This is a genomic window from Ensifer sp. EB106-03-01-XG145 (assembly GCF_058792075.1).
In genome coordinates this window covers 806,110-826,469 of record NZ_JBYTEC010000001.1, presented here as the reverse complement: position 1 = coordinate 826,469, position 20,360 = coordinate 806,110, and the positions used below count along the sequence as shown (strand labels likewise).

Annotated in this window: 16 protein-coding genes; 6 read left to right on the top strand and 10 right to left on the bottom strand. The window is 62.2% G+C overall.

What is annotated here, in order from left to right; genetic code table 11:
• Positions 1-28: 28 nt before the first annotated feature.
• The 7 genes from AC3WWH_RS03985 to AC3WWH_RS03955 form a co-directional block, all read right to left on the bottom strand.
• Positions 29-1,150: a cell wall hydrolase gene (locus AC3WWH_RS03985; RefSeq protein WP_058320424.1), complete on the bottom strand. Its 1,122-nt coding sequence runs from the start codon at positions 1,148-1,150 to the stop codon at positions 29-31.
• Between the two features lie 353 nt (positions 1,151-1,503).
• Positions 1,504-3,402, bottom strand: coding sequence for a potassium transporter Kup (locus AC3WWH_RS03980; RefSeq protein ID WP_058320425.1), 1,899 nt, complete (start codon positions 3,400-3,402; stop codon positions 1,504-1,506).
• A 16-nt stretch (positions 3,403-3,418) separates the two neighbouring features.
• Positions 3,419-4,396: a magnesium transporter CorA family protein gene (locus tag AC3WWH_RS03975; RefSeq protein WP_057250823.1), complete on the bottom strand. Its 978-nt coding sequence runs from the start codon at positions 4,394-4,396 to the stop codon at positions 3,419-3,421.
• 547 nt (positions 4,397-4,943) lie between these two features.
• Positions 4,944-6,107 carry an Mrp/NBP35 family ATP-binding protein gene (locus AC3WWH_RS03970; RefSeq protein ID WP_058320426.1) on the bottom strand — a complete coding sequence of 388 codons (1,164 nt, stop codon included), beginning with the start codon at positions 6,105-6,107 and terminating at the stop codon, positions 4,944-4,946.
• A 472-nt stretch (positions 6,108-6,579) separates the two neighbouring features.
• Entirely contained in the window at positions 6,580-7,353 is a 774-nt protein-coding gene (locus AC3WWH_RS03965; RefSeq protein ID WP_057250827.1) for a LuxR family transcriptional regulator, read from the bottom strand.
• 142 nt (positions 7,354-7,495) lie between these two features.
• Positions 7,496-8,236, bottom strand: a complete 741-nt coding sequence (locus tag AC3WWH_RS03960; protein WP_057250829.1) for a LuxR family transcriptional regulator — start codon at positions 8,234-8,236, stop codon at positions 7,496-7,498.
• Between the two features lie 194 nt (positions 8,237-8,430).
• On the bottom strand, positions 8,431-9,246 hold the full coding sequence (locus AC3WWH_RS03955; protein WP_162261289.1) for an IclR family transcriptional regulator: 816 nt from the start codon (positions 9,244-9,246) through the stop codon (positions 8,431-8,433).
• Between the two features lie 151 nt (positions 9,247-9,397).
• On the opposite strand from AC3WWH_RS03955, the gene AC3WWH_RS03950 reads away from it, so the two are divergent.
• From AC3WWH_RS03950 to AC3WWH_RS03930, 5 genes are all read left to right on the top strand, one after another.
• Positions 9,398-10,168, top strand: a complete 771-nt coding sequence (locus tag AC3WWH_RS03950; protein ID WP_057251097.1) for an SDR family NAD(P)-dependent oxidoreductase — start codon at positions 9,398-9,400, stop codon at positions 10,166-10,168.
• Entirely contained in the window at positions 10,168-11,085 is a 918-nt protein-coding gene (locus AC3WWH_RS03945; RefSeq protein ID WP_057250831.1) for a 2-dehydro-3-deoxygalactonokinase, read from the top strand. Before AC3WWH_RS03950 ends, AC3WWH_RS03945 begins: the two co-directional genes overlap by 1 nt.
• A 15-nt stretch (positions 11,086-11,100) precedes the next feature.
• Positions 11,101-11,736: a 2-dehydro-3-deoxy-6-phosphogalactonate aldolase gene (locus AC3WWH_RS03940; protein WP_057250833.1), complete on the top strand. Its 636-nt coding sequence runs from the start codon at positions 11,101-11,103 to the stop codon at positions 11,734-11,736.
• Positions 11,736-12,620, top strand: coding sequence for an SMP-30/gluconolactonase/LRE family protein (locus AC3WWH_RS03935; protein ID WP_113398539.1), 885 nt, complete (start codon positions 11,736-11,738; stop codon positions 12,618-12,620). The genes AC3WWH_RS03940 and AC3WWH_RS03935 overlap by 1 nt, the downstream gene beginning before the upstream one ends.
• 91 nt (positions 12,621-12,711) lie before the next feature.
• Entirely contained in the window at positions 12,712-14,436 is a 1,725-nt protein-coding gene (locus tag AC3WWH_RS03930) for an IlvD/Edd family dehydratase (protein ID WP_058320427.1), read from the top strand.
• A 62-nt stretch (positions 14,437-14,498) separates the two neighbouring features.
• Here the strand turns inward: AC3WWH_RS03930 and AC3WWH_RS03925 are convergent, their stop codons facing one another.
• Positions 14,499-15,602 (bottom strand): hypothetical protein, encoded by a 1,104-nt coding sequence (locus AC3WWH_RS03925; RefSeq protein WP_058320428.1) that lies wholly within the window; start codon positions 15,600-15,602, stop codon positions 14,499-14,501.
• A gap of 362 nt (positions 15,603-15,964) precedes the next feature.
• Here AC3WWH_RS03925 and AC3WWH_RS03920 point away from each other — a divergent pair, with 362 nt between their 5' ends.
• On the top strand, positions 15,965-16,573 hold the full coding sequence (locus AC3WWH_RS03920; RefSeq protein WP_058320429.1) for a PRC-barrel domain-containing protein: 609 nt from the start codon (positions 15,965-15,967) through the stop codon (positions 16,571-16,573).
• Between the two features lie 81 nt (positions 16,574-16,654).
• On the opposite strand, the gene AC3WWH_RS03915 is transcribed toward AC3WWH_RS03920, so the two are convergent.
• On the bottom strand, positions 16,655-18,703 hold the full coding sequence (locus tag AC3WWH_RS03915; protein ID WP_058320430.1) for an NADH:flavin oxidoreductase: 2,049 nt from the start codon (positions 18,701-18,703) through the stop codon (positions 16,655-16,657).
• Between the two features lie 39 nt (positions 18,704-18,742).
• Positions 18,743-20,293 carry a trimethylamine methyltransferase family protein gene (locus tag AC3WWH_RS03910; RefSeq protein WP_058320431.1) on the bottom strand — a complete coding sequence of 517 codons (1,551 nt, stop codon included), beginning with the start codon at positions 20,291-20,293 and terminating at the stop codon, positions 18,743-18,745.
• Positions 20,294-20,360 lie beyond the last annotated feature (67 nt).

The following is a 20,360-nucleotide window of genomic DNA, read 5'->3' as shown; positions in this document are numbered from 1 at the left end:
AAGACGGCGGAATCGCGTCAGGCGCCGATCAGCTCCAGCCGCCGCCATAGGTGCGGTAGAAGACGTGCATGCCGATCTTGCCGACCCGCTTCATCGTCTTTGCCCAGGGCGGATTGACGTAAGTCGCATGGTAATGGGTGGCAGAGCCCACTTCCGGCAGCCAGATCTTGCCGGCCGTGACCGCCATCGCGACTTCCTTGGCCATCTTCCAGTGCGAGCGGGAGTAGATCAGGTCGCGGATCATGTCGCAGGCGAAGGAAAACTGGCAACGGTTGCGCCAGGTCTTGTTCTGATAGACGACGCCGCAGATGGTTTTCGGATAGGTCGGATTGCGGACGCGGTTGAGAATCACCTGAGCGACGGCCGCCTGGCCCTTGAGCGACTCGCTGCGCGCTTCGAAATAGATGCCTTCGGCCAGGCAGGCCTGCTCTTCCTTGCTGAATACGGTCGAGGGCAGCACCGTTGCCGCCCAGGCGTGGTCGTCAGGCGCGATTTCGGGAATGAAGCGGCCAGCGTTCTTGTCTTCGCGCAGGATCGAATCGAAGGGTGATTCACGCGCATAGTCCGGCTCGGGCCGGACGTAAGCAGTCGCAAGAATGTCGGGCTTGTCGTTCGTCACGAGCTTGGCCAGCATCGGCGAAACGCCGGGATCCGCCTTTGGTGGCTTCTTTCTATAGAAGGCCGTGGCGATCTCGATCTCCTTGCCCTTGATGCGCGCCTTGGCGAAGACCATTTTCTCGCCTTCCTCGAAGCGCGGCTCCGTGAGGGAACTCGTGCGCTGCAGGATGGAACCGGCGGTGAAATCCTTGGGCGGCGTCACCGGCGTGACGGCGACGATGCGCCCCTTCTTGTCGCGGCGGTTGATACGCTCCTCGTCTGGCGTGCCGGAATGCTTGGTCTCGGACGTGAGTGCGACGCGGCTGCCGTCGGGCATGTTGATGCCGGCGCCGCCATCGAGCGCGCCCGTCGTGATCGGATCGGCAAAGACCATTTCGACTTCGTGGATCGAGCCCGCCGGCGACGGCGTCATGTACATGCGCCAGCGCTCACCACCACGATTGATGCCGGAGAGAAAGGTCGCGAGATCCGCATAGGCCGCAACGGAAGGGAAGCCGAGATAGAGCGCGAGGCCGATGATTGCAGGCGCCATCCACGTGGACACGTTCAGGCGAGACTTTTGACGCAGGTTCCGACTCTTACGCACCAACCGACTCCACGCAACGCTTGACGAACGGCACGGCTTTGCCCGCGCCGGCAAGAAGCCAGCGTCGGAGATTCCGCGCGGGAAGCTAAGACAATGAGGCGGCCGGACACCCCGCCGGAGCCGCTTCGTTCGAGCTTTGAAAATGAAGCATTAACCTTGATGTTTGGTTAATGCAGCCTCGCTGAAGAACACGGCCGTCATAACGCGAACGGAGCCGCCCCGGCCGGGAACGGCTTCGTTTTATCTCACTGTGTATGCGAAGCCCCCTGCCCGGCACACTCGGTTGAGGGAAGCAAGGATCAGATGATGACGTGCGAGCCGAGTTCGACGACGCGGTTGGTCGGCAGGCGGAAATAGTCCGAGGGGTCGATCGCCGCATTGGCCAGTGCGATGAACAGCCGGTCCTGCCAATGAGGCATGCCGGATTCGGCATCGGGCACGAGCTTGCGGCGACCGAGATAGAAGGAGGTCGACATGATGTCGAACTTCAGCCCCGATTTGCGGAAAAGGCCGAGCGCCTGCGAGACGTTCTGCGTTTCCATGAAGCCGAAGCGCATCTCGAGCAGCGTGAAGCGATCCGAAAGCGGCTGCATACTCACCCGCTCCGACTTCGGCACTTTCGGTGTGTTGGCGGTACGGATCGTCAGAATGAAGTTCTGATTGTGCAGCACATGATTGTGCTTGATGTTGTGGAGCAGTGCGGCCGGGGTCGACTCCGGATCGCTCGTCAGGAACACGGCCGTGCCGGGAACGGCCACCGGTGCATGCTCGCTCTTGCGCTCGATCGACTTGATGAAGCTTGCAAGTGGAATGTCGATGTGGCGGGTCTTGGCGTGCAGGATCTCGGTTCCGCGCCGCCAGGTCCACATAATGACGATGAAGGTGGCGGCGATCAGCACCGGCACGTAACCGCCGTCGTGGATCTTCAGCATGTTGGCGCCGAGGAAGATGAACTCCAGCCCAAACAGCGGCAGCAGCAGCGCCGCCGCCCAGAGCCCGGACCAATTCCAGCGCGTGCGCAGGAACTCGAACGAAAGCACCGTCGTCACCACCATCGCGCCGGTGACCGAGATGCCGTAGGCAGTGGCGAGCGATTCCGACGAACCGAAGACGAAGACGAGCGCCATGACGCCGAACATCAGCAGCGTGTTGACGTTCGGAAGATAGATCTGGCCCGTATGCGTCTCCGACGTGTGGAAGATCGCCATGCGCGGCAGGAAGCCCAGGTGGATCGCCTGACGTGTCAGCGAAAAGGCCCCTGTTATCACCGCTTGGCTGGCAATGATGGTCGCCGCCGTCGCCAGAATGACGACCGGTAGCAGCGCCCATTTCGGGAACATCAGGAAGAACGGATCGGACATCGCTTCCGGGTTCTGCAGCACGAAGGCACCTTGCCCCAGATAGTTGAGGGTCAGCGCCGGGAAGACGACCAGGAACCAGGCCCATTGGATCGGTCGGCGACCGAAATGTCCGAGGTCGGCGTAGAGCGCCTCGGCACCCGTCACCGTCAGGAAAACGGCGCCAAGGACGATGATGCCGACATAGCCTTCATTCAGCATGAAGCTCACGGCATAGTAAGGATTGAAGGCCTTGAAGATCGTCAGGTCGTCGGAAATGTGGACGAGGCCGATCCAGCCCATCACCAGGAACCAGACCAGCGTGATCGGCCCGAAGAAGTTGGAGACGGCCGCCGTTCCCTTTGACTGCACCGCAAAGAGCATGAGCAGGATGACCACTGCGATCGGAACCACGTATTCCGATAGCGCCGGCGTCACCAGCTTCAGACCTTCGACCGCCGAAAGAACGGACAAGGCCGGCGTGATCATCGCATCACCGATGAAAAGTGCTGCACCCGCGATCCCCATGAAGAAGAGGATCGATGCGTGCCCGTTGGCGGACTTCATCAGAAGAGCGAGCAACGACAGCGTGCCGCCCTCCCCCTGGTTGTCGGCGCGCAGCAGGAACAGCACGTACTTGATCGTGACGATAATCGTCAGCGTCCAGATCATCAGCGAGATCAGGCCGATGATCTCCACGTCGGTCACGCCGTCGTGGGAAACCGGGCGCAGCGCTTCGCGAAAGGCATAGAGCGGGCTGGTGCCGATGTCGCCGTAGACGACACCGATCGAGCCAAGCCCGAGGATCAGCAGGCGTCGCAGATCCTTCGGCTCGTGGGAGGGGGCATGCGGTTGGGTCATGCAAACCTACTGGCGTTCACAGCCAGCCTTTCCAGCGGAAAAAGAAAAAGGGGATGACGGCCGATATCACCATCGCCGCAATCGCCCAGGGATAGCCGAAGTGCCATTCCAGTTCGGGCATAACGCGGAAGTTCATGCCGTAGACCGAAGCGACCAGGGTCGGCGGCAGCAGGACGACCGATGCGATCGAGAAAATCTTGATGATGGCGTTCTGCTCGACGTTGATCAGACCCAGCGACGCATCAAGCAGGAAGGTGATGTTGCCGGAAATGAAACTTGCGTGCTCGGAAAGCGACTGGATGTCGCGGGAGATCGAACGGCAGAGTTCGCGCGTGTCCTTGTCTTCCTGCACCTCCGGAACAGTGTAGACGAAGGTCAGCAGGCGCGAGAGCGAGGCAAGGCTGTCACGCGTCTTGGCGACGAGGCGATGATGGCCAGCGACATCACGCAAGCGCGCCTCGAGATAATGCGGCGAGCGGCGCTTGCCTGCAGCCTTGTCGCTGAAGACGTCGATCGACAGATCGTCGATCTTGGTGACCGCCTGCTCGAGAATCTCGGCGGTTCGGTCGGCGACCGTTTCCAGAAGCCGGGTCAGGACAACCGCGCCATCGCGGCAACCGCCCGGGAAGCGATGCATCGATGTCTTGAAGAGGGTGAACGACCGGGGCTCGGCATAGCGGATGGTCACAAGCCGGCCACCCGACAGGATGAAGCCGACATCCGTCAGTCCGGGGATATCCGTATCCGAACGGAACACCAGTGACGCCGTCATGAACACGGCACCCTCCTCGACATAGAGGCGGCTCGACGGTTCGATGTCCTTCAGATCGTCGCGTGTCGGGATGGAAATGCCGAGAAGCTTCTCCATCATCAGGTCTTCTGCCTTGGTGGGCTCGACCAGATCCAGCCAGATGACATCGGGACGCAATTTTTCGGGTGGTTCGGCCGGTGTCAGAACGACGGCTGTCCCATCGGCGCAATAGCCGGTGATCATGCGACCGTCCTCGTCATGCGAAGCTGACAGCGCCGCCCGTCTTCTGAGACGCGCAAGGGTCGCTGCAACACATTGAGCGGCTGCATAATTTTATCCTTAAATCGATTCCGATCTAAGCAATCATGCAGCGTGCCGAACCGCGAAGGCGAAAGGTCGTGCGCCACAAAATACCCGCAATAGAGATCCATCGGATGGAGCGTTCCGCCAGTCAGGACAAAGTCTTCAACTCAGTCATCGCGCGAGGCCAAAATCTCCGGCGAGCGGGCGTCAAGTTGGGCACCTTCGCAAGTGCGGCAAGGCATATGGCGCAACGCAAACGCAAAATCAATGCCCCCTTGCAATCTGGCACGCGGGCATGTGCCGCCATACCGGCACCACCCTACCGCATGTTTGCTTAAATCAAAATCGAATCAAGGGCAAAACGATTCGGTGCCGAGCGTCACGTCATGCCTGACGTGCAAAGTCGCTGTAGCGCCTTGAATTGCGGCCTGTTCCGGAACAGGCGTAACCGCGGCCCGGAAAGACCAGACAGCCTTCCCGGAAACCGTCACTCGAAGACAATGGTCGGCGCGGCGCGGCTCTTGTCCTGCTGCGCGGCGGATATCTGATCCCAGACCTTGGTGGCGATTTCGCGATAGACACGCGCGATCTCACCGCTCGGGTCAGACGCGACGAGCGGTGTCCCGGCGTCCGACGTTTCGCGAATTCCCATGGTCAGGGGCACTTCGCCGAGGAACGGGACGCCGATGCGCTCGGCTTCCTTGCGCGCACCGCCATGGCCGAAGATATCGTAGCGCTTGCCGGTGTCGGGCGCGATGAAATAGCTCATGTTCTCGACGATGCCGAGAACCGGGACTTCTACCTTGCGGAACATGGCGAGGCCCTTGCGGGCATCGATCAGCGCCAGATCCTGCGGCGTCGAGACGATGACGGCGCCGGCGAGCGGCACCTGCTGGGCCATGGTGAGCTGGGCGTCGCCCGTGCCGGGGGGCATGTCGACGACCAGCACATCGAGATCGCCCCAGGCGACTTCCCGCAGCATCTGCAGCAGGGCCGACTGGATCATCGGTCCGCGCCAGATCATCGCCACTTCCTCATCGACGAGGAAGCCCATGGACATGACCTTGAGACCATAATTCTCCATCGGGCGGATAAGGCGCCCTTCGATCTGTTGCGGCCTTCCGGAAATCTTCAGAAGGCGCGGCATCGACGGGCCGTAGATATCGGCATCGAGCAGGCCGACCTTCAGGCCGTTTGCCTTCAGCGCCAGCGCCAGGTTGACCGAGGTCGTCGACTTGCCGACACCGCCCTTGCCGGAGGCGACGGCGATGATGGCGCCGACGCCCGGAATTCCAGCCTTGGCCGGCGGGCCGCCGGCGGGACGCGGCGCATGGGAATGGCCGGCATGAGGCGCTGCCGAGGGCTGCGGACGCTGCACCGGGGCGCCGGCGGGCGCCGCCTTGCGGTCGGCGGTCAGTGCAACCATGGCCGCCGTGATCCCCGGGATGTCGCGCACGACGCGCTCGGCTGCGGCCCGCATCGGCTCCAGTTCCTTGGCGCGCTCGGCCGGCACGGTGATCGAGAAATAGGCCTTGCCATCGGAGATGAAGACATCAGACACAAGTCCGAGGTCGACGATGTTGCCTTCCATGCCCGGGCCACGCACCGTGCGCAGCTTCTCAAGGACCACTTCTTTCGTGACTTCCGGCATCGCGCCCTCTCATTCTTCTGTTATCCCTTAGATAGTCGAGGCGGGGCGCTTCGCCAATGCGACATAACGGAAAAAGGAAGGGCCACCGTCCACCCCGGTGTCCGTACATCCGGGATCACCTTGAGGCGGGCAGTGGCCCTTTCGATCGCGACCTTCGTGGGCGCTGTCTTCTTTTTAGTCCCCTCTGGACATGCCGATAGAAATGCAGGATGCGTGCCAGATTCAAATTCGGCAATAATAACAAGCAATTTCAAATAGATGGATGATTTCTCAACGCCTGATACGGCTGGGGCATCTGCTCAGATTCTGAGCAACTCTCTGCAAAATGTCCAAGGATGGAGCAATTCGGCTGCGGTGGTGGGCGATCTCAGCGGCATAGGAACGCAGGCGCGGCGATTGCTGCAGCCTTCGTGATCGCAACGGAGACGGAGGGCAAGCGAGAAGAGGCAAACGGCCTTCGACGCCGGGAGGGCTAGCTGATGTAGCCCTTCTTCATCGCCTTCACGACCGCCTGCGTGCGGTTCACGGCGTCGAGCTTCTTGGTCACGTGATTGAGGTAGTGATTGACCGTATGTTCGGAGAGCCCGAGGATGCCGGCGATCTCGGCACTGGTCTTTCCGGCCGCCGTCCAGCTCAGGCACTGAATCTCGCGCTCCGAAAGCGCCGCGCCGCTGCTCTTCCACACAGAGCCGATTTCGGCGAGGCGATTGTAGACATGGATCGCAATCATCTGCAGCTCCATGGTCACCGTCATCGGCAATTCGACCAGCGGGCCCATGAGAATGACCGCGCCGCGGCCGCCCTCGGCGTCATGAACAGGGAAATAGCTTGCCTGGAAGATGCCGTTCTCGCGCAGCATCGCGATGTACTCGGCCGCCGTCTCCGGTTTGCCGCCCTCGCCTTCCCAGGCGTCCAGCGTCACCTGGAACGGCGTCGTCGTCTCGCGCAGGCGGCGCACGCCGGTGCTGAAGCGCAGCATCGACAGGCTATCATATTTGTTCAGCAGTTCCGCCGGCATATTGGAGATGACCGTGCTCGCAGCCAGCCGCTCCACGTCGATCGAGGGGATCGAGCAGATCAGAAAGGTCTTGAAGCCGAAGACCTGCGTAATCCGCCGCATATAGCGGATGATATCGAATTGGGTCTCAAGCTTTGCGATCTCGGACGCGAAATCACCGCCCCGGGGCAGATCTGCGTCAGTCATCCCGGTCGTCATCGTATCCTGCATTCGCGCGTTCCATGGCATTCATCAAGTATCAAATAGACCGAGCGGCCTGCCAATGCCAACAGATGATCGAGATTCCCTGCTTCCTCGGCCCAAAAGTCTGTGTATTTCTCTCGCGAAGCGCAGGCAGTGCCGTTCGCTTCAGGCGCAGCCGGCACCGATCTCAATTGATGAGACCAGCGCGCATGGCCTTCGCGACGGTCTGGACGCGGTTGACCGAATCCAGCTTGCGCGTCGCACGGTTGAGGTAGTGGTTGACCGTATACTCGGACAGCGCCAGGATTTTCGCCATCTCACTGGTGGTCTTGCCGGCAGCCGCCCAGCGCAGGCACTCCACCTCGCGGCGCGAAAGACTGCCCGGCCCGCGCCGATCGCGGTCGCGAACTTCCATGTACTTGCTATAGAGCAGGCCCGCCCACAGATTGAGTTCCTGCAACTCATCGTTCGAGACGACGGAACGATCACCGCCAAAAGCGATGGCCGCGCGATGGCCGCTCGCATCATGTACCGGCAGATAGAGGCCACGCGGCATGTTCGCCTGTTCAAAGACACAAATGGCCGCATCGCCCTTGCCGTCGGACCGACGGCGCGCCAGCTGATGCGCGTCATAGGTGAAGGGAATGGTGCTGCGGCGCAGGCGCTGGATCACCGGGCTGCCACTAATCAGGCCAGCGCTGTCATACCCCTGCAAGAACGCGGTCGGATAATTGGTCATAAGTGCATTGGCCGTCAGGCTGCTGCAGCCCGTCTCCGGAACTGCAAGAACCAGAAAGCCGCGGAAGCCATAGGCATCCGCTACCTGGGCGATCACTCGCCGAAAGTCTTCTTCGCAACAGATTGGCCCCCTGATGCTCCGCCCATCAGGAAGCGTCAACGACGACAAATTCGCGCTGAAATCGATCATCTTCCGCCCTTCTCCACATCCGGCGCCAAAGAAAGGCCGGCCGCTGACGCCGCATGAAGACCACGTCAATAATTCTATAAATACCAAAACCAAACCAGACTAAGACCATCCACGAACCTGAGTCTGATATATTAAAGCTATCGAGCTTGACGCGCCGCGTCCAGTCGATGTTTCTAATTTACCGTAAAGTGAATTCAAGGTCCACCACGTCCGGGCCCAAGCCGGATCGCGGCCTCCTCGGCAATCGCCCGAGCCGCTTCGCGCACAGGTGCCGCCCAAGCCACCAGTTGCTCCATGCTCACCCTGTAGGCCGGCCCCGTCACCGATATCCCCGCCGCAAGCTCGCTACCGGGGATAGCAATGGGTGCAGCCACGCAACGAATTTCCGCTTCATGCTCCTCGCAATCGAAGGCATGGCCGTCGCGCCTGATCTCTTCGACTTCCGCCAGCAGCGTGGCCGCCGAACGATGCGTGTGCGAAGTGAAAGGGTGAAACGCCGTTCTCGCCAGCACATGCTTCAGCACCGGCTGCGCCAGCAAGGACAACGCCGCCTTGCCGATGCCGGTGCAATAGGCGGGCGAGGCCTTGCCGATCTGCGAGCTCATGCGCACCGTCTGACGGCTCTCGACCTTGTCGACATAGACGATCTCCGTTTCGCGCAGGATGCCGAGATGCACGGTCTCGCCGGTCAATTCGTGCAGGCGCTGCAGGTGCGGTTCGGCAACGTCGCGAAAGCGGTTGGCCGACCAGGAACGATAGGCAAGCGTCAGCAGCCGGAGGCCGGGCTCATAGGAGAGATCCCGGCGCTGAATGAGCAGCCCTTCCTCGACGAGGTGGCTGAGCAACCGGTGCAATGTGCCGCGCGGCTGGCCGGATCGGGCAAGAATATCGGTAAAGCGCTGCGGGCCGTCTGCCGTGACCACCGCTTCCAGCACGGCAATCGCCTTGCCGAGCGTGCCGGTACCGGCCTCCCCTCGCCCCTCGTCCGCCACCATCATGTCGTTTGTCATCGTCGTTCGCTTGTCTTCAAGTGGCGTCGCGTCGCGCGCCTGATCTTGACAAGATAGACGCTTCGACACGATAATTCCACATACTAAAATCAAGTTCCAAATAATGGAACAAATCATAGGCTTAGAACGGTCTTACGAGGGAATGCGGGACATGCCGGCGCCCAAGGCACAATTTCACGATTTGCGCGACCGCTGCGTGCTGGTAACCGGCGGCGGCTCGGGCATCGGCGCGGCCCTGGTCGAGGGTTTCGTGCGCCAGGGCGCGCGGGTCGCCTTCGCCGATATCGACGAGCGGGCAAGTGCCGAGCTCGTCGAACGGCTTGCTGATCAAACGGGCTACAAGCCGCATTTCATCCCCGGCGACCTGCGCGATATCGAAGCGGTGCGTCATACGGCGGAAGCGGCGGCGGCATCGCTCGGTGCGATCCATGTGCTCGTCAACAATGCGGCGCGCGATGATCGCCAGGCATTGGAAGCCGTGACTGAAGAGATCTGGGACGAAAGCCAGGCGGTCAATCTCAGGCACCTCTTCTTCATGAGCCAGTCGATCGTGCCACACATGCGGCAAGCGGGCGGCGGCTCGATCGTCAATTTCTCCTCGATCGCCTTTCTGCTCAACATGGGCGAGATTCCAGCCTATGCCACGGCGAAGGCCGGTATCGTCGGTCTGACCAAATCGCTCGCCGGCAGGCTCGGGCCCGACAATATCCGCGTCAACGCAATCCTGCCCGGCATGATCGTCACCGAACGGCAGAAGCGGCTGTGGCTGAACGACGTGGCGATCGCCGAGATGCAGGAAAGGCAGTGCCTGAAACGCAGCCTAACCGCCGACGATCTCGTCGGGCCCTGCCTTTACCTCGCGTCGGACTGCTCCGCGGGCATGACGGCGCAAACAATGATCATCGATGGAGGCGCACTGTGATGACGGCAGCCTATTATGCGGCAGTCGACTGGGGAACGACGAGTTTCCGACTGTGGATCATCGGCGAGGATGGCTCGGTGCTTGCCGAACGCCGCAGCGGCGAAGGCATGACGACCGCCAGCAAGGCCGGTTTCCACACGATCCTGGAACGCCACCTCGCTGCCGTCGACGCGCCGAGCCACCTGCCGGCGATCATCTGCGGCATGGCCGGCGCCAAGCAGGGCTGGGTCGAGGCCGGCTATATTGATACCCCCGCGGCCCTTGCCGACATCGCTTCCCATGCGGTTGCGGTGCCGGATCGCGATCGTGACATCCGCATCCTGCCGGGTCTCGCGCAACGCGACATGCGGCACCCGGACGTCATGCGCGGCGAGGAGACGCAATTGCTCGGCGCTGCCGGCGAACTCGGCCGCGGCCGACACCTCGTCTGCATGCCGGGCACGCACAGCAAATGGGTTCGCCTCGAAGACGGCGCCGTTAGCGGCTTTTCCACTTTCATGACCGGCGAACTGTTCGACGTGATTTCGAAGCACTCGATCCTCAGCCACTCGATCGCAGATGCCCATGCGTTTTCCGGCGATCACCCTGCCTTCGCGGCGGCGGTAGCCGAGGCACGCACCAATCCCGCCTTGGGGACCAGCTTGGTCTTCGGCGCGCGCGCCGGACAATTGCTGCACGGCGCCAGTGCGACCGACGCCAAGGCCTTGTTGTCGGGCACGTTGATCGGCCTTGAGATCGCCGGCGCGCTGGCTTCAGCCAAGACGATCGACAGCATCTGCCTCGTGGCCTCCGGTTCACTCGGTACACTTTATCAAGCCGCGCTTGAAAGCCTCGACCGCCCGCTTCGGGTCGTCGACGCCGACACGGCAGTCCGCGCCGGCCTTTCGACCGCCGCCCAGGCGATCTGGCCTCTCTGAACGAAAGACAAGCTCATGACCCGCATTCCCTTCCCGCCGATGAAGTACCCGCTGATCGCGATCCTGCGTGGCCTCAAGCCCGAGGAGACCGAAGGCGTCGTCGGGGCGCTGATCGAAACCGGCTTCACTGCGATCGAGATCCCGCTGAACTCCCCCGATCCGTTCCGCTCGATCGAGACGGCGGTGAAAATGGCACCGGAAAATTGCCTGATCGGCGCCGGCACGGTGCTGACGACGGCACAGGTGGAGCAGCTTGCCGATGTCGGGGGCCAATTGATGGTCAGCCCGAACGTCGAACCGGCGGTGATTTCGCTTGCGGCACAGAAGGGCATGGTTACCATGCCCGGCGTGCTCACCCCGACCGAGGCGCTTTCGGCCGCGGCAGCGGGCGCGACCGGCCTCAAGTTCTTCCCGGCAAGCGTGCTCGGGCCATCGGGCATTACCGCGATCCGCGCGATCCTGCCGCCCGACCTCGAGATTGCCGCCGTCGGTGGCGTTTCCGATGCCAACTTCGGCGACTACGCCAAGGCCGGCATTCGCAGCTTCGGCCTCGGCTCGAGCCTCTACAAGCCGGGCATGAGCGGCGCCGAAGTCCGCGAACGCGCCGTCGCAACGATCAAGGCCTATGACGCCGTCTACGGAGCACGCTGATGAGCGATACCATTCCTTTTTCCGGCAGCATCCTTTGCGAATCGCCCTCGATTCTCGGGGAAGGCCCGACCTATGACCCCGTCAGCGGCACCGCCTGGTGGTTCAACATCAAGGGCCAGGAACTGCATGAGCTACATCTCGAAACCGGCCGCAAGGCTGTACATAACCTGCCATTCCTCGGCAGCGTGCTTGCCGTCATCGATCCATCCCGGCAACTGATTGCCTCCGATCAGGGGCTTTTCCTCAGGGATACGCAGACAGGCACCTTCAGCCTCCTGACCACGCTTGAGGACAAGCCCGGCAATCGCTCAAACGACGGCCGCGTGCACGCTTCCGGTTCGTTGTGGATCGGCACCATGGGCCGCAGCGCCGAGAAGGGCGCCGGCGCGATCTATCACGTCGCCGGCACGAAGGTGACGAAGCTCTACGACAGGATCACCATTCCCAACAGCATCTGCTTTTCGCCGGATGGGACGATCGCCTACTTCGTCGACACCGACATCAACCACCTGATGCGCGTCGATATCGATGCCGAGACCGGGCTGCCGAAGGGCGAGCCCACCCTGCTTGTCGACAGCAGTGGCGAAGCCGGTGGCATCGACGGCTCCGTGTGCGATGCCGATGGTCTGATATGGAATGCCCGCTGGGGCAGCGGCACGGTCGACGTCTACAGGCCCGACGGTGCACGGATCGCGCGCTACGCGATGCCGGCAACGCAGCCGAGCTGCACAGCCTTCATCGGGGTGAAGGCCGACCGCATGCTGGTGACATCCGCCTGGCAAGACCTGGACGATGCAGCGCGCGCGGCCGATCCGCATGCCGGCAAGACCTTCGATCTCGGCATCAGCGTCAAGGGCCGGTTTGAACCATCGTTCCGCCTCTGAGCGGAAGCGCGACTAACCTCTTGGCGAAGCGCCAATAAAAAGTCATACAATTCGGCCACGCGTTTCATCGCATGGTGAGGAGGAAGCTCGCATGAGCGACAAGAAGAAAGAACTGCGCAGCCGTCACTGGTACGGCGGCACCGACAAGGATGGATTTATCCATCGCTCCTGGATGAAGAACCAGGGATTTCCGGACCACGTTTTCGACGGCCGTCCGATCATCGGTATCTGCAACACCTGGTCGGAACTGACGCCCTGCAACAGCCACCTTCGCATCCTTGCCGAAGGGGTGAAGCGTGGCGTCTGGGAAGCCGGCGGCTTCCCGGTCGAGTTCCCGGTGTCTTCGCTCGGCGAGACGCAGATGCGCCCGACCGCGATGCTCTTCCGCAACCTGCTCGCGATGGACGTCGAAGAGGCGATCCGCGCCTATGGCATCGACGGCGTGGTTCTGCTCGGCGGCTGCGACAAGACGACGCCAGGCCAGCTGATGGGCGCTGCCTCCGTCGACCTGCCGACCATCGTCGTCTCCTCCGGACCGATGCTCAACGGCAAATGGAAGGGCAAGGACATCGGCTCCGGCACGGATGTCTGGAAGTTCTCCGAGGCCGTGCGCGCCGGCGAAATGAGCCTGCAGGAATTCATGGCGGCCGAAAGCGGCATGTCGCGGTCGCCGGGCGTGTGCATGACGATGGGCACGGCCACCACCATGGCCTCGATCGTCGAGGCGATGGGGCTGTCGTTGCCGACCAATGCGGCGCTTCCGGCCGTCGACGCCCGCCGCATGGCGCTGTCGCACATGACCGGCAAACGCATCGTCGAGATGGTGCATGAAGACCTGCGCCTGTCGAAGGTGCTGACCAAGAAGAATTTCGAGAACGGCATCATCGCCAATGCCGCCGTCGGCGGCTCGACAAATGCTGTCGTTCACATGCTGGCGATCGCCGGCCGTGCCGGCGTCGATCTCTGTCTTGAGGATTTCGACCGGGTCGGCAGCCAGGTGCCGTGCATCGTCAACTGCATGCCGTCGGGCAAGTATCTGATCGAGGATCTCGCCTATGCCGGCGGCCTGCCGGCGGTGATGAACCGCATCCAGCATCTGCTGCATGCCGATGCACCGACCGTCTTCGGCGTGCCGATCAGCAAGTACTGGGAAGATGCCGAGGTCTATAACGACGACGTCATCCGGCCGCTCGACAATCCGCTGCGCGCCGCAGCCGGCATCCGCGTTCTCAAGGGCAACCTTGCGCCGAACGGCGCCGTCATCAAGCCATCGGCGGCGAGCGAGCATCTGCTCGTTCATGAAGGCCCGGCCTATGTCTTCGAAACGATCGAGGAACTGAAGGCGAAGATCGACGATCCGGATCTGCCGGTGACCGAGGATACCATTCTTGTGCTCAAGGGCTGCGGACCGAAAGGCTATCCGGGCATGGCCGAGGTCGGCAACATGCCGATCCCGCGGCGGCTGGTGGAAAAAGGCGTGCGCGACATGGTGCGCGTTTCGGACGCCCGCATGTCGGGCACCGCCTTCGGCACCGTGGTCTTGCATGTCAGCCCGGAATCGAATGCCGGCGGGCCGCTCGCCATCGTCAAGACCGGCGATCGTATCCGCCTCGACGCGATGAAGGGCGAACTCAACCTGATGATCAGCGAGGAAGAGTTTGCGACGCGCATGGCCGCCTGGCAGGCGCCGCCGCAGAAATGGACGCGCGGCTACTACAAGCTCTACCAGGATACGGTGCTGCAGGCCGACAAGGGCGCAGACCTGGATTTCCTCGTCGGTGGCAGCGGCAGCGAGGTCCTGCGCGAAAGCCACTGACGACGACGCGTCGCAACGGCAATTCGACGTGCTCAGTACCCCGCCACTCCGGCGGGGTATTTTTATCCGGCGAGCGGATGCGAGTTGAAGGGGCGTGTTGCAGCCGATGCCGTGACGGGCGAACGCAGACGCGACCAGGTCTGAACGCCGTAAAGCGCCAGGCCAAGGGCAATGAAGAATTCCTTGTATTCGGTCGGGTCCCAGAGCCGAACGAGCAGTGAAGCCTGCAGGATAAACAGCTCCTGGATGGCAACGATCAGGACGGCGCCGATCGTCAGCACGATGAACTCGCGCCAGTGACCCGCCTTCAGTGCGATATCCGCAATCACCAGCAGCATGATCACGGTCATCATCACCATCATCTGCGTCGGCAGCATGCTCCAGTTGTCGCTGTTGAAGGCGGCCATAGGCGCGCTTGCCACCAACACGAGCACACCCGGCGCGAAGGCGTCGAGCCGGCCAAGGCTCACGCCCTTGCGAAGATGGAGCCAAATGAAGGTGGCAAGCGTCAGCAGCACGAAACTGCTGGTGTAGTAGAGCAACTCGGAAAAGCCGGTTGAAATGTTGTGCAGGTTCAATTCCTGCTGCTTGTTGGCGGCCATTAGCCCTTCCGGCGTGGAGATGCCGAAGATGCGCTGCATCCAGGATATCTCCTCCATGCCAATCACGAAGAAGCCGGCGCTCAGAAGCGCCGCGGCGCTTGCGGCGATCCACGCAAGCCGCGTTCCCCCGGCGAGGGCTGCACGAAGCTGGCCCGTGGCGGCCGTGGCAAGGAACCCGCTGGCGATGAAGATCAGCAGGGCGGACGACCACTCGACCAGGCCGTCCTCGCGCGCCAGGACACTGAAAACGTTCGGATCGATCGCGAAGACCAGTGCCATGAGCGTAGCAAGCGTCCATGTCGCCACGCAGATCCACAGCTCGCGACGCGAGGCCAGCCGGAGCACCGGCTCTCCGAGCCTGGAGACATCGCGGGTGAACCCCTGAACCGCGGCGAGCGACAGGCTGAGCGCGACCCAGGCATGCCAGAGGTTATAGGGCTGAACCTGAGGCGCACGCTCGGAGAAATAGCGAGCGCCGAAAAGGTTGCGCTCGATGGAAACGAGAGCGGCCATCGCCAGGACAGACAGGAGGGAGACCGAAAGAAAGCGCCGCGGCAGAAACATGGTGATGTCGTCCAGTATGACAGGACGAAGCAGCTCTGCGTTCTATATCCTGTGTTCCGGGAAGTATCTGCAAGAACAATCAAGAATCCGTCAACGAATAGAAGACCATTATAAACCTCTAAAATACATGAGTGCAGAATATAAAGACAACTCCCGTGAAAAATTGGCCGGTAATCTCCCGCTAAGTTCCAAAGGACATCGGGGATGAACGCAAGTTCGGCCTTACCCATTGAGATTTTGACTGTTTTTTCCGGAACCGTTTGGGCGCTTAGGCGTTGACGTCATATCACCGGTGCGGTGGATCTGGCGACAGCAGCCAGGCCCGTACCTTGATCTGAAACGTCAAGGAAAGGCAGTTTGACATGACTAAGAAACTCGTAACAACCGTCGCGGCTGGCGCGCTCTTCGCGGGTCTTGCTGTCGCCCCGGTAGCTTACACCCAGGATACGACACAGCCTCAGCCCGACCAGACGCAGACCATGCAGCCGGCACCGACCACGGAAGCTCCGGCTAATGAGGCTCAGACGACGACGCCTCCGGCCGCAGGTGAAGCACCTGCCGACGTCGCGAAGTCGGATGCCACCTATCTGACCGAGCAGGCGAGCGACCAGATTGCAGCCAGCACCTATATGGGCCAGACCGTCTACAATGCCGGTGACGAGAGCATCGGTGAGATCAACGACCTGATCATCAAGAAGGATGGTGCCGTCGAGGCGGCCGTGATCGGCGTCGGTGGCTTCCTGGGTCTGGGCGAAAAGAATGTTGCGGTCCCGTTTGATCGCATCGCGATCGCCGAACAGCCCAATACGGACGCATTGAAGCTGACAACGACGGAAACCGCCGACACGCTGAAGGCGGCTCCGGAGTTCAAGACAAAGGCGCAGCAGGTGGCCGAGCAGAACGCCAACCAGCCGGTTGACACCTCGACGACCTCTTCGACGGGCACGGCACCGGCTCAGCCGCAGCAGTAATCAGTATCAGGCTGTCTTCAGTGCACCTACAGAGAGCGGCGGTACCTATCGCCGCTCTATCCTTGTTCAAACGGGCTTTGCTTAGACGAGCACTCCATAACGAAGGGCGTCATAGATGCCCGCATGGATGTTGCGACTGGACACGGCGTCGCCGATCCGGAACATGTCGAAGCCGGCCGCGGGGTTTCGCTGCGGAATCGGATCCTCGCCGCGAAGCAGCGCCTTGTAGTCGACAGCGCCCAGATTGCGCGACAGCGGCTTCAGTTCACGATAGAGCTCATCCATCGGCAACGTACCGTGCTCGACCACGACCTGGGCCACGCGCCGTTCGACGACGGCTTTCTCCGAGAAGTCCGACCCCAGCGTCGCAATCAGCCCATTGCCATCGCGCCGAACGGATCTGAGCCGCGTGTTGATCGTCACCCGCACATTCTTCTCGGCGAAGGCGGCCGCATAGGGCACATGGTTCATGCCACCGATCTCCGGCGCGAACATGCGCTCGGGCGAAACGATCTCGAGCTCGACGCCGGCGCGCGCGATCAGTTCGGCAGCCGTCATGCCGCTATGGGCACCGTTGTCATCATAGAGCAGCACCGGGCCTTCCGGCTTCACCGCTCCGGCTATGATATCCCAGCTCGACACCACCAGGTCGTCGCCTGCATCGAGCACAGGATTTTGCGCAATACCGCCGGTCGCAACCACGACGAGATCAGGGGCACGCTCCTCTATGTCGTCCACCCCGGCAAAGACGTCGTAGTGGATTGGAACGCCCAACCGCTCCAGCTCGGCCAGCCGCCAGTCGATGATGCCGATCAGTTCGCGGCGCCGCGGATTGCGCCGCGCCAGCAATATCTGGCCGCCAGCTGCTCCCGTCGCCTCCAGCACCTCGACCTGGTGGCCGCGCTCGGCAAGCACCCGGGCAGCTTCGAGCCCAGCCGGACCGGCGCCGACGACGACCGCCTTGCGTTTCGGCCCTTCGCTCTTCCGGATGACGTGCGGCACGATCGCCTCGCGCCCGGTCGCAGCGTTGTGGATACAGAGCGCCCCGCCGCCTTCATAGATACGGTCGAGACAGTAGGTCGCGCCAACGCAGGGACGGATTTCCGCCTCCCTGCCCTCTTCGATCTTCCGGACGATATGCGGGTCGGCGATATGGGCGCGGGTCATGCCGACCATGTCGAGCTTGCCTTCGGCAATCGCGTGGCGGGCGGTCGCGACATCGGCGATGCGCGCGGCATGAAAGACCGGAAACTTCGTCGCCGCCCTCACCTCGCCGGCGAAATCGAGATGCGGCGATGCGGCCATGCCCTGGATCGGAATGACCTTGGTCAACGGCGCGTCATGATCGATATGGCCTCGAATGATGTTGAGGAAGTCGACCCTGCCGGAACCCGCCAGCCGCCGGGCGATTTCGATGCCCTCCTCCTTTGAGAGCCCCTTGTCCCAATCCTCGTCTGCGACCATGCGGATGCCGACGATGAAATCCGCGCCGACGGAGGCGCGGATTGCGTCGAGCACCATGTTGGTGAACCGCAGCCGGTTGTCGAGCGAGCCGCCGAAATCGTCGTCACGATGGTTCGTCGCCGGTGACCAGAAGCCATCCATCAGGTGGCCGTAGGCCTCGAGCTCGATGCCGTCGAGGCCGGCGGCCTGCATGCGCGCGGCGGCCGCCGCATAGTCGCCGACGATACGCTCGATATCCCAGTCCTCGATCTCCTTGGGAAAGGAGCGGTGCGCGGCTTCACGCACCGGCGATGCGGAGAGAACTGGCAGCCAGTCGCCCTTGTTCCAGCCGGTGCGGCGCCCGAGATGGGTGAGCTGGATCATCACCGCGCAATCATGCTCGTGACAGTCGTCGGCGATCTTCTTCAGCCACGGCACGATCTCATCCGAATAGGCGTAGAGATTGCCGAAGGCCGGCGGCGAATCCTCAGACACGATCGCCGAGCCCGCGGTCATCGTCAGCGCCATGCCGCCCTTGGCCTTTTCCAGGTGATAAAGCCGGTAGCGATCCTTCGGCATGCCGTCTTCGGAATAGGCCGGCTCGTGCGCCGTCGACATGATCCGGTTCTTGAGCGTCAGATGCTTGAGGCGATAGGGCTGGAGCAGCGGGTCTTTCGACGATGTCATTTCCTGTTCCTTGAAAGGCGATCGAGCATGCCGGTTTCGTCAGTACCAGGCATCCGCCATGCTCTCCTTGCGGCGCGTGACATAATCGATCAGCGCCTCGTCGAGTGCCACATCCAGCGGCGGCGCTTCGTATTCGGCAAGCGTCTTCTTCCAGGCGCGGTTGGCGCGCGTTGCCATATCGGTCTCGCCCTCCTCGACCCACTTCTCGAACGGTTCGTTGTCGGAGAGCGCCGAATCCCAGAAGGCGGTCTGGTAATTGCGCATGGTGTGATCGCAACCGAGGAAATGGCTGCCGGGACCGACCTGGAGGAAAGCGTCCATCGCCAGCGTGTTGTCGTCGACGACGACACCGGCGAGATAGGAATGCAGCGCGCCGCAGAAGTCGGTATCCATGACGAACTTCTCGTAGGACATGGCGAGCAGCCCATCGACAAAGCCCGCCGAATGCAGAATGAAATTGGCGCCGCAATGCACCGCCGACAGCATCGACATCGCGCCTTCCTGCATCGCCTGCGCGTCGGGCAGCTTCGAATTGGAGAAATTGCCGGCACAGCGCAGCGGCAGGCCGAGCCGGCGCGCAAGCTGGCCGACGACCATACTGCCGATCGCCGGCTCCGGCGTGCCGAAAGTCGGCGAGCCCGAACGCAGCGACATGGACGACAGGAAATTGCCGAAGATCACCGGTGCCCCCTTGCGTTCGAGTTGGGTCAAGGCACAGCCGGCGAGCGTCTCGGCATAGGATTGGGCAATGGCGCCGGCATTGGTGACCGGGCCCATGGCGCCGCCGAGAATAAAGGGCACGATGACCGCGGCCTGGTTTGCCCGCGCATAGGCGCGCAGCGACCTCGTCATCGTCCCGTCCCAGACGAGCGGCGAGTTGACGTTGACGTTGCCGAGGATGACGCAGTTCCGGTCGACGAAATCGCGACCGAAAAGAATGCGCGCCATCTCGATCGAATCCTCGGCCCGCTCTTCGGCCGTGATCGAGCCCATGAAGGCGCGGTCGGAATACTTGATATGGCTGTAGACCATGTCGAGGTGGCGCTTGTTGACGGGCACATCGACCGGCTCGCAGATGGTGCCGCCGGAATGGTGCAGCCAAGGGCTCGACTGCGCCAGCTTGATCAGGTTGCGAAAGTCCTCGATCGTGCCATAGCGCCGGCCCTTGTCGAGATCCATGACGAAGGGCGACCCATAGGCCGGGGAGAAGACGACGTTGTTGCCGCCGATCTCGACATTGCGGGCGGGATTGCGGGCATGCTGGGTGAACTGCCGTGGTGCCGAGGCGACGATTTCCTTGAGCATGCCGGGCTCGAAGGTTACGCGCACGCCATCAATCTTGGCGCCGGCCCGCTTCCAATGGTCGAGCCCTTCGGGGTCGTCGCGGAACTCGATGCCGACCTCGGCAAGGATACGATCGGCGACCGCTTCGATCCGCAGCAGGCTCTCTTCGCCGAGGATATCGTAGGTCGGGATGTTGCGGACGATGTAGGGAACGCCGAGGCTTCGGCCCGCGCCTTCGCGCCGTTGCGGTCTTGAGCCCCGCGTCCGTCTCGGTGCCGCCTCGCCTGCTGCCAGTACAGTGTCCATTCTCACGTCCTCCCATCACCTGAGATGATGCTATTGACGAAAAATTCCATTGTAACGCTGGAAAAAT

Excerpts from the sequence above, each read along its gene's own strand:
- AC3WWH_RS03940 (WP_057250833.1), top strand. The coding sequence starts at position 11,101 with ATGACCCGCATTCCCTTCCCGCCGATGAAGTACCCGCTGATCGCGATC.
- AC3WWH_RS03920 (WP_058320429.1), top strand. The coding sequence starts at position 15,965 with ATGACTAAGAAACTCGTAACAACCGTCGCGGCTGGCGCGCTCTTCGCG.
- AC3WWH_RS03960 (WP_057250829.1), bottom strand. The coding sequence starts at position 8,236 with ATGATCGATTTCAGCGCGAATTTGTCGTCGTTGACGCTTCCTGATGGG.
- AC3WWH_RS03910 (WP_058320431.1), bottom strand. The coding sequence starts at position 20,293 with ATGGACACTGTACTGGCAGCAGGCGAGGCGGCACCGAGACGGACGCGG.
- AC3WWH_RS03970 (WP_058320426.1), bottom strand. The coding sequence starts at position 6,107 with ATGCCGGAAGTCACGAAAGAAGTGGTCCTTGAGAAGCTGCGCACGGTG.
- AC3WWH_RS03955 (WP_162261289.1), bottom strand. The coding sequence starts at position 9,246 with ATGACAAACGACATGATGGTGGCGGACGAGGGGCGAGGGGAGGCCGGT.
- AC3WWH_RS03935 (WP_113398539.1), top strand. The coding sequence starts at position 11,736 with ATGAGCGATACCATTCCTTTTTCCGGCAGCATCCTTTGCGAATCGCCC.
- AC3WWH_RS03930 (WP_058320427.1), top strand. The coding sequence starts at position 12,712 with ATGAGCGACAAGAAGAAAGAACTGCGCAGCCGTCACTGGTACGGCGGC.
- AC3WWH_RS03925 (WP_058320428.1), bottom strand. The coding sequence starts at position 15,602 with ATGTTTCTGCCGCGGCGCTTTCTTTCGGTCTCCCTCCTGTCTGTCCTG.
- AC3WWH_RS03985 (WP_058320424.1), bottom strand. The coding sequence starts at position 1,150 with ATGGCGCCTGCAATCATCGGCCTCGCGCTCTATCTCGGCTTCCCTTCC.
- AC3WWH_RS03915 (WP_058320430.1), bottom strand. The coding sequence starts at position 18,703 with ATGACATCGTCGAAAGACCCGCTGCTCCAGCCCTATCGCCTCAAGCAT.
- AC3WWH_RS03950 (WP_057251097.1), top strand. The coding sequence starts at position 9,398 with ATGCCGGCGCCCAAGGCACAATTTCACGATTTGCGCGACCGCTGCGTG.
- AC3WWH_RS03945 (WP_057250831.1), top strand. The coding sequence starts at position 10,168 with ATGACGGCAGCCTATTATGCGGCAGTCGACTGGGGAACGACGAGTTTC.
- AC3WWH_RS03980 (WP_058320425.1), bottom strand. The coding sequence starts at position 3,402 with ATGACCCAACCGCATGCCCCCTCCCACGAGCCGAAGGATCTGCGACGC.
- AC3WWH_RS03975 (WP_057250823.1), bottom strand. The coding sequence starts at position 4,396 with ATGATCACCGGCTATTGCGCCGATGGGACAGCCGTCGTTCTGACACCG.
- AC3WWH_RS03965 (WP_057250827.1), bottom strand. The coding sequence starts at position 7,353 with ATGCCATGGAACGCGCGAATGCAGGATACGATGACGACCGGGATGACT.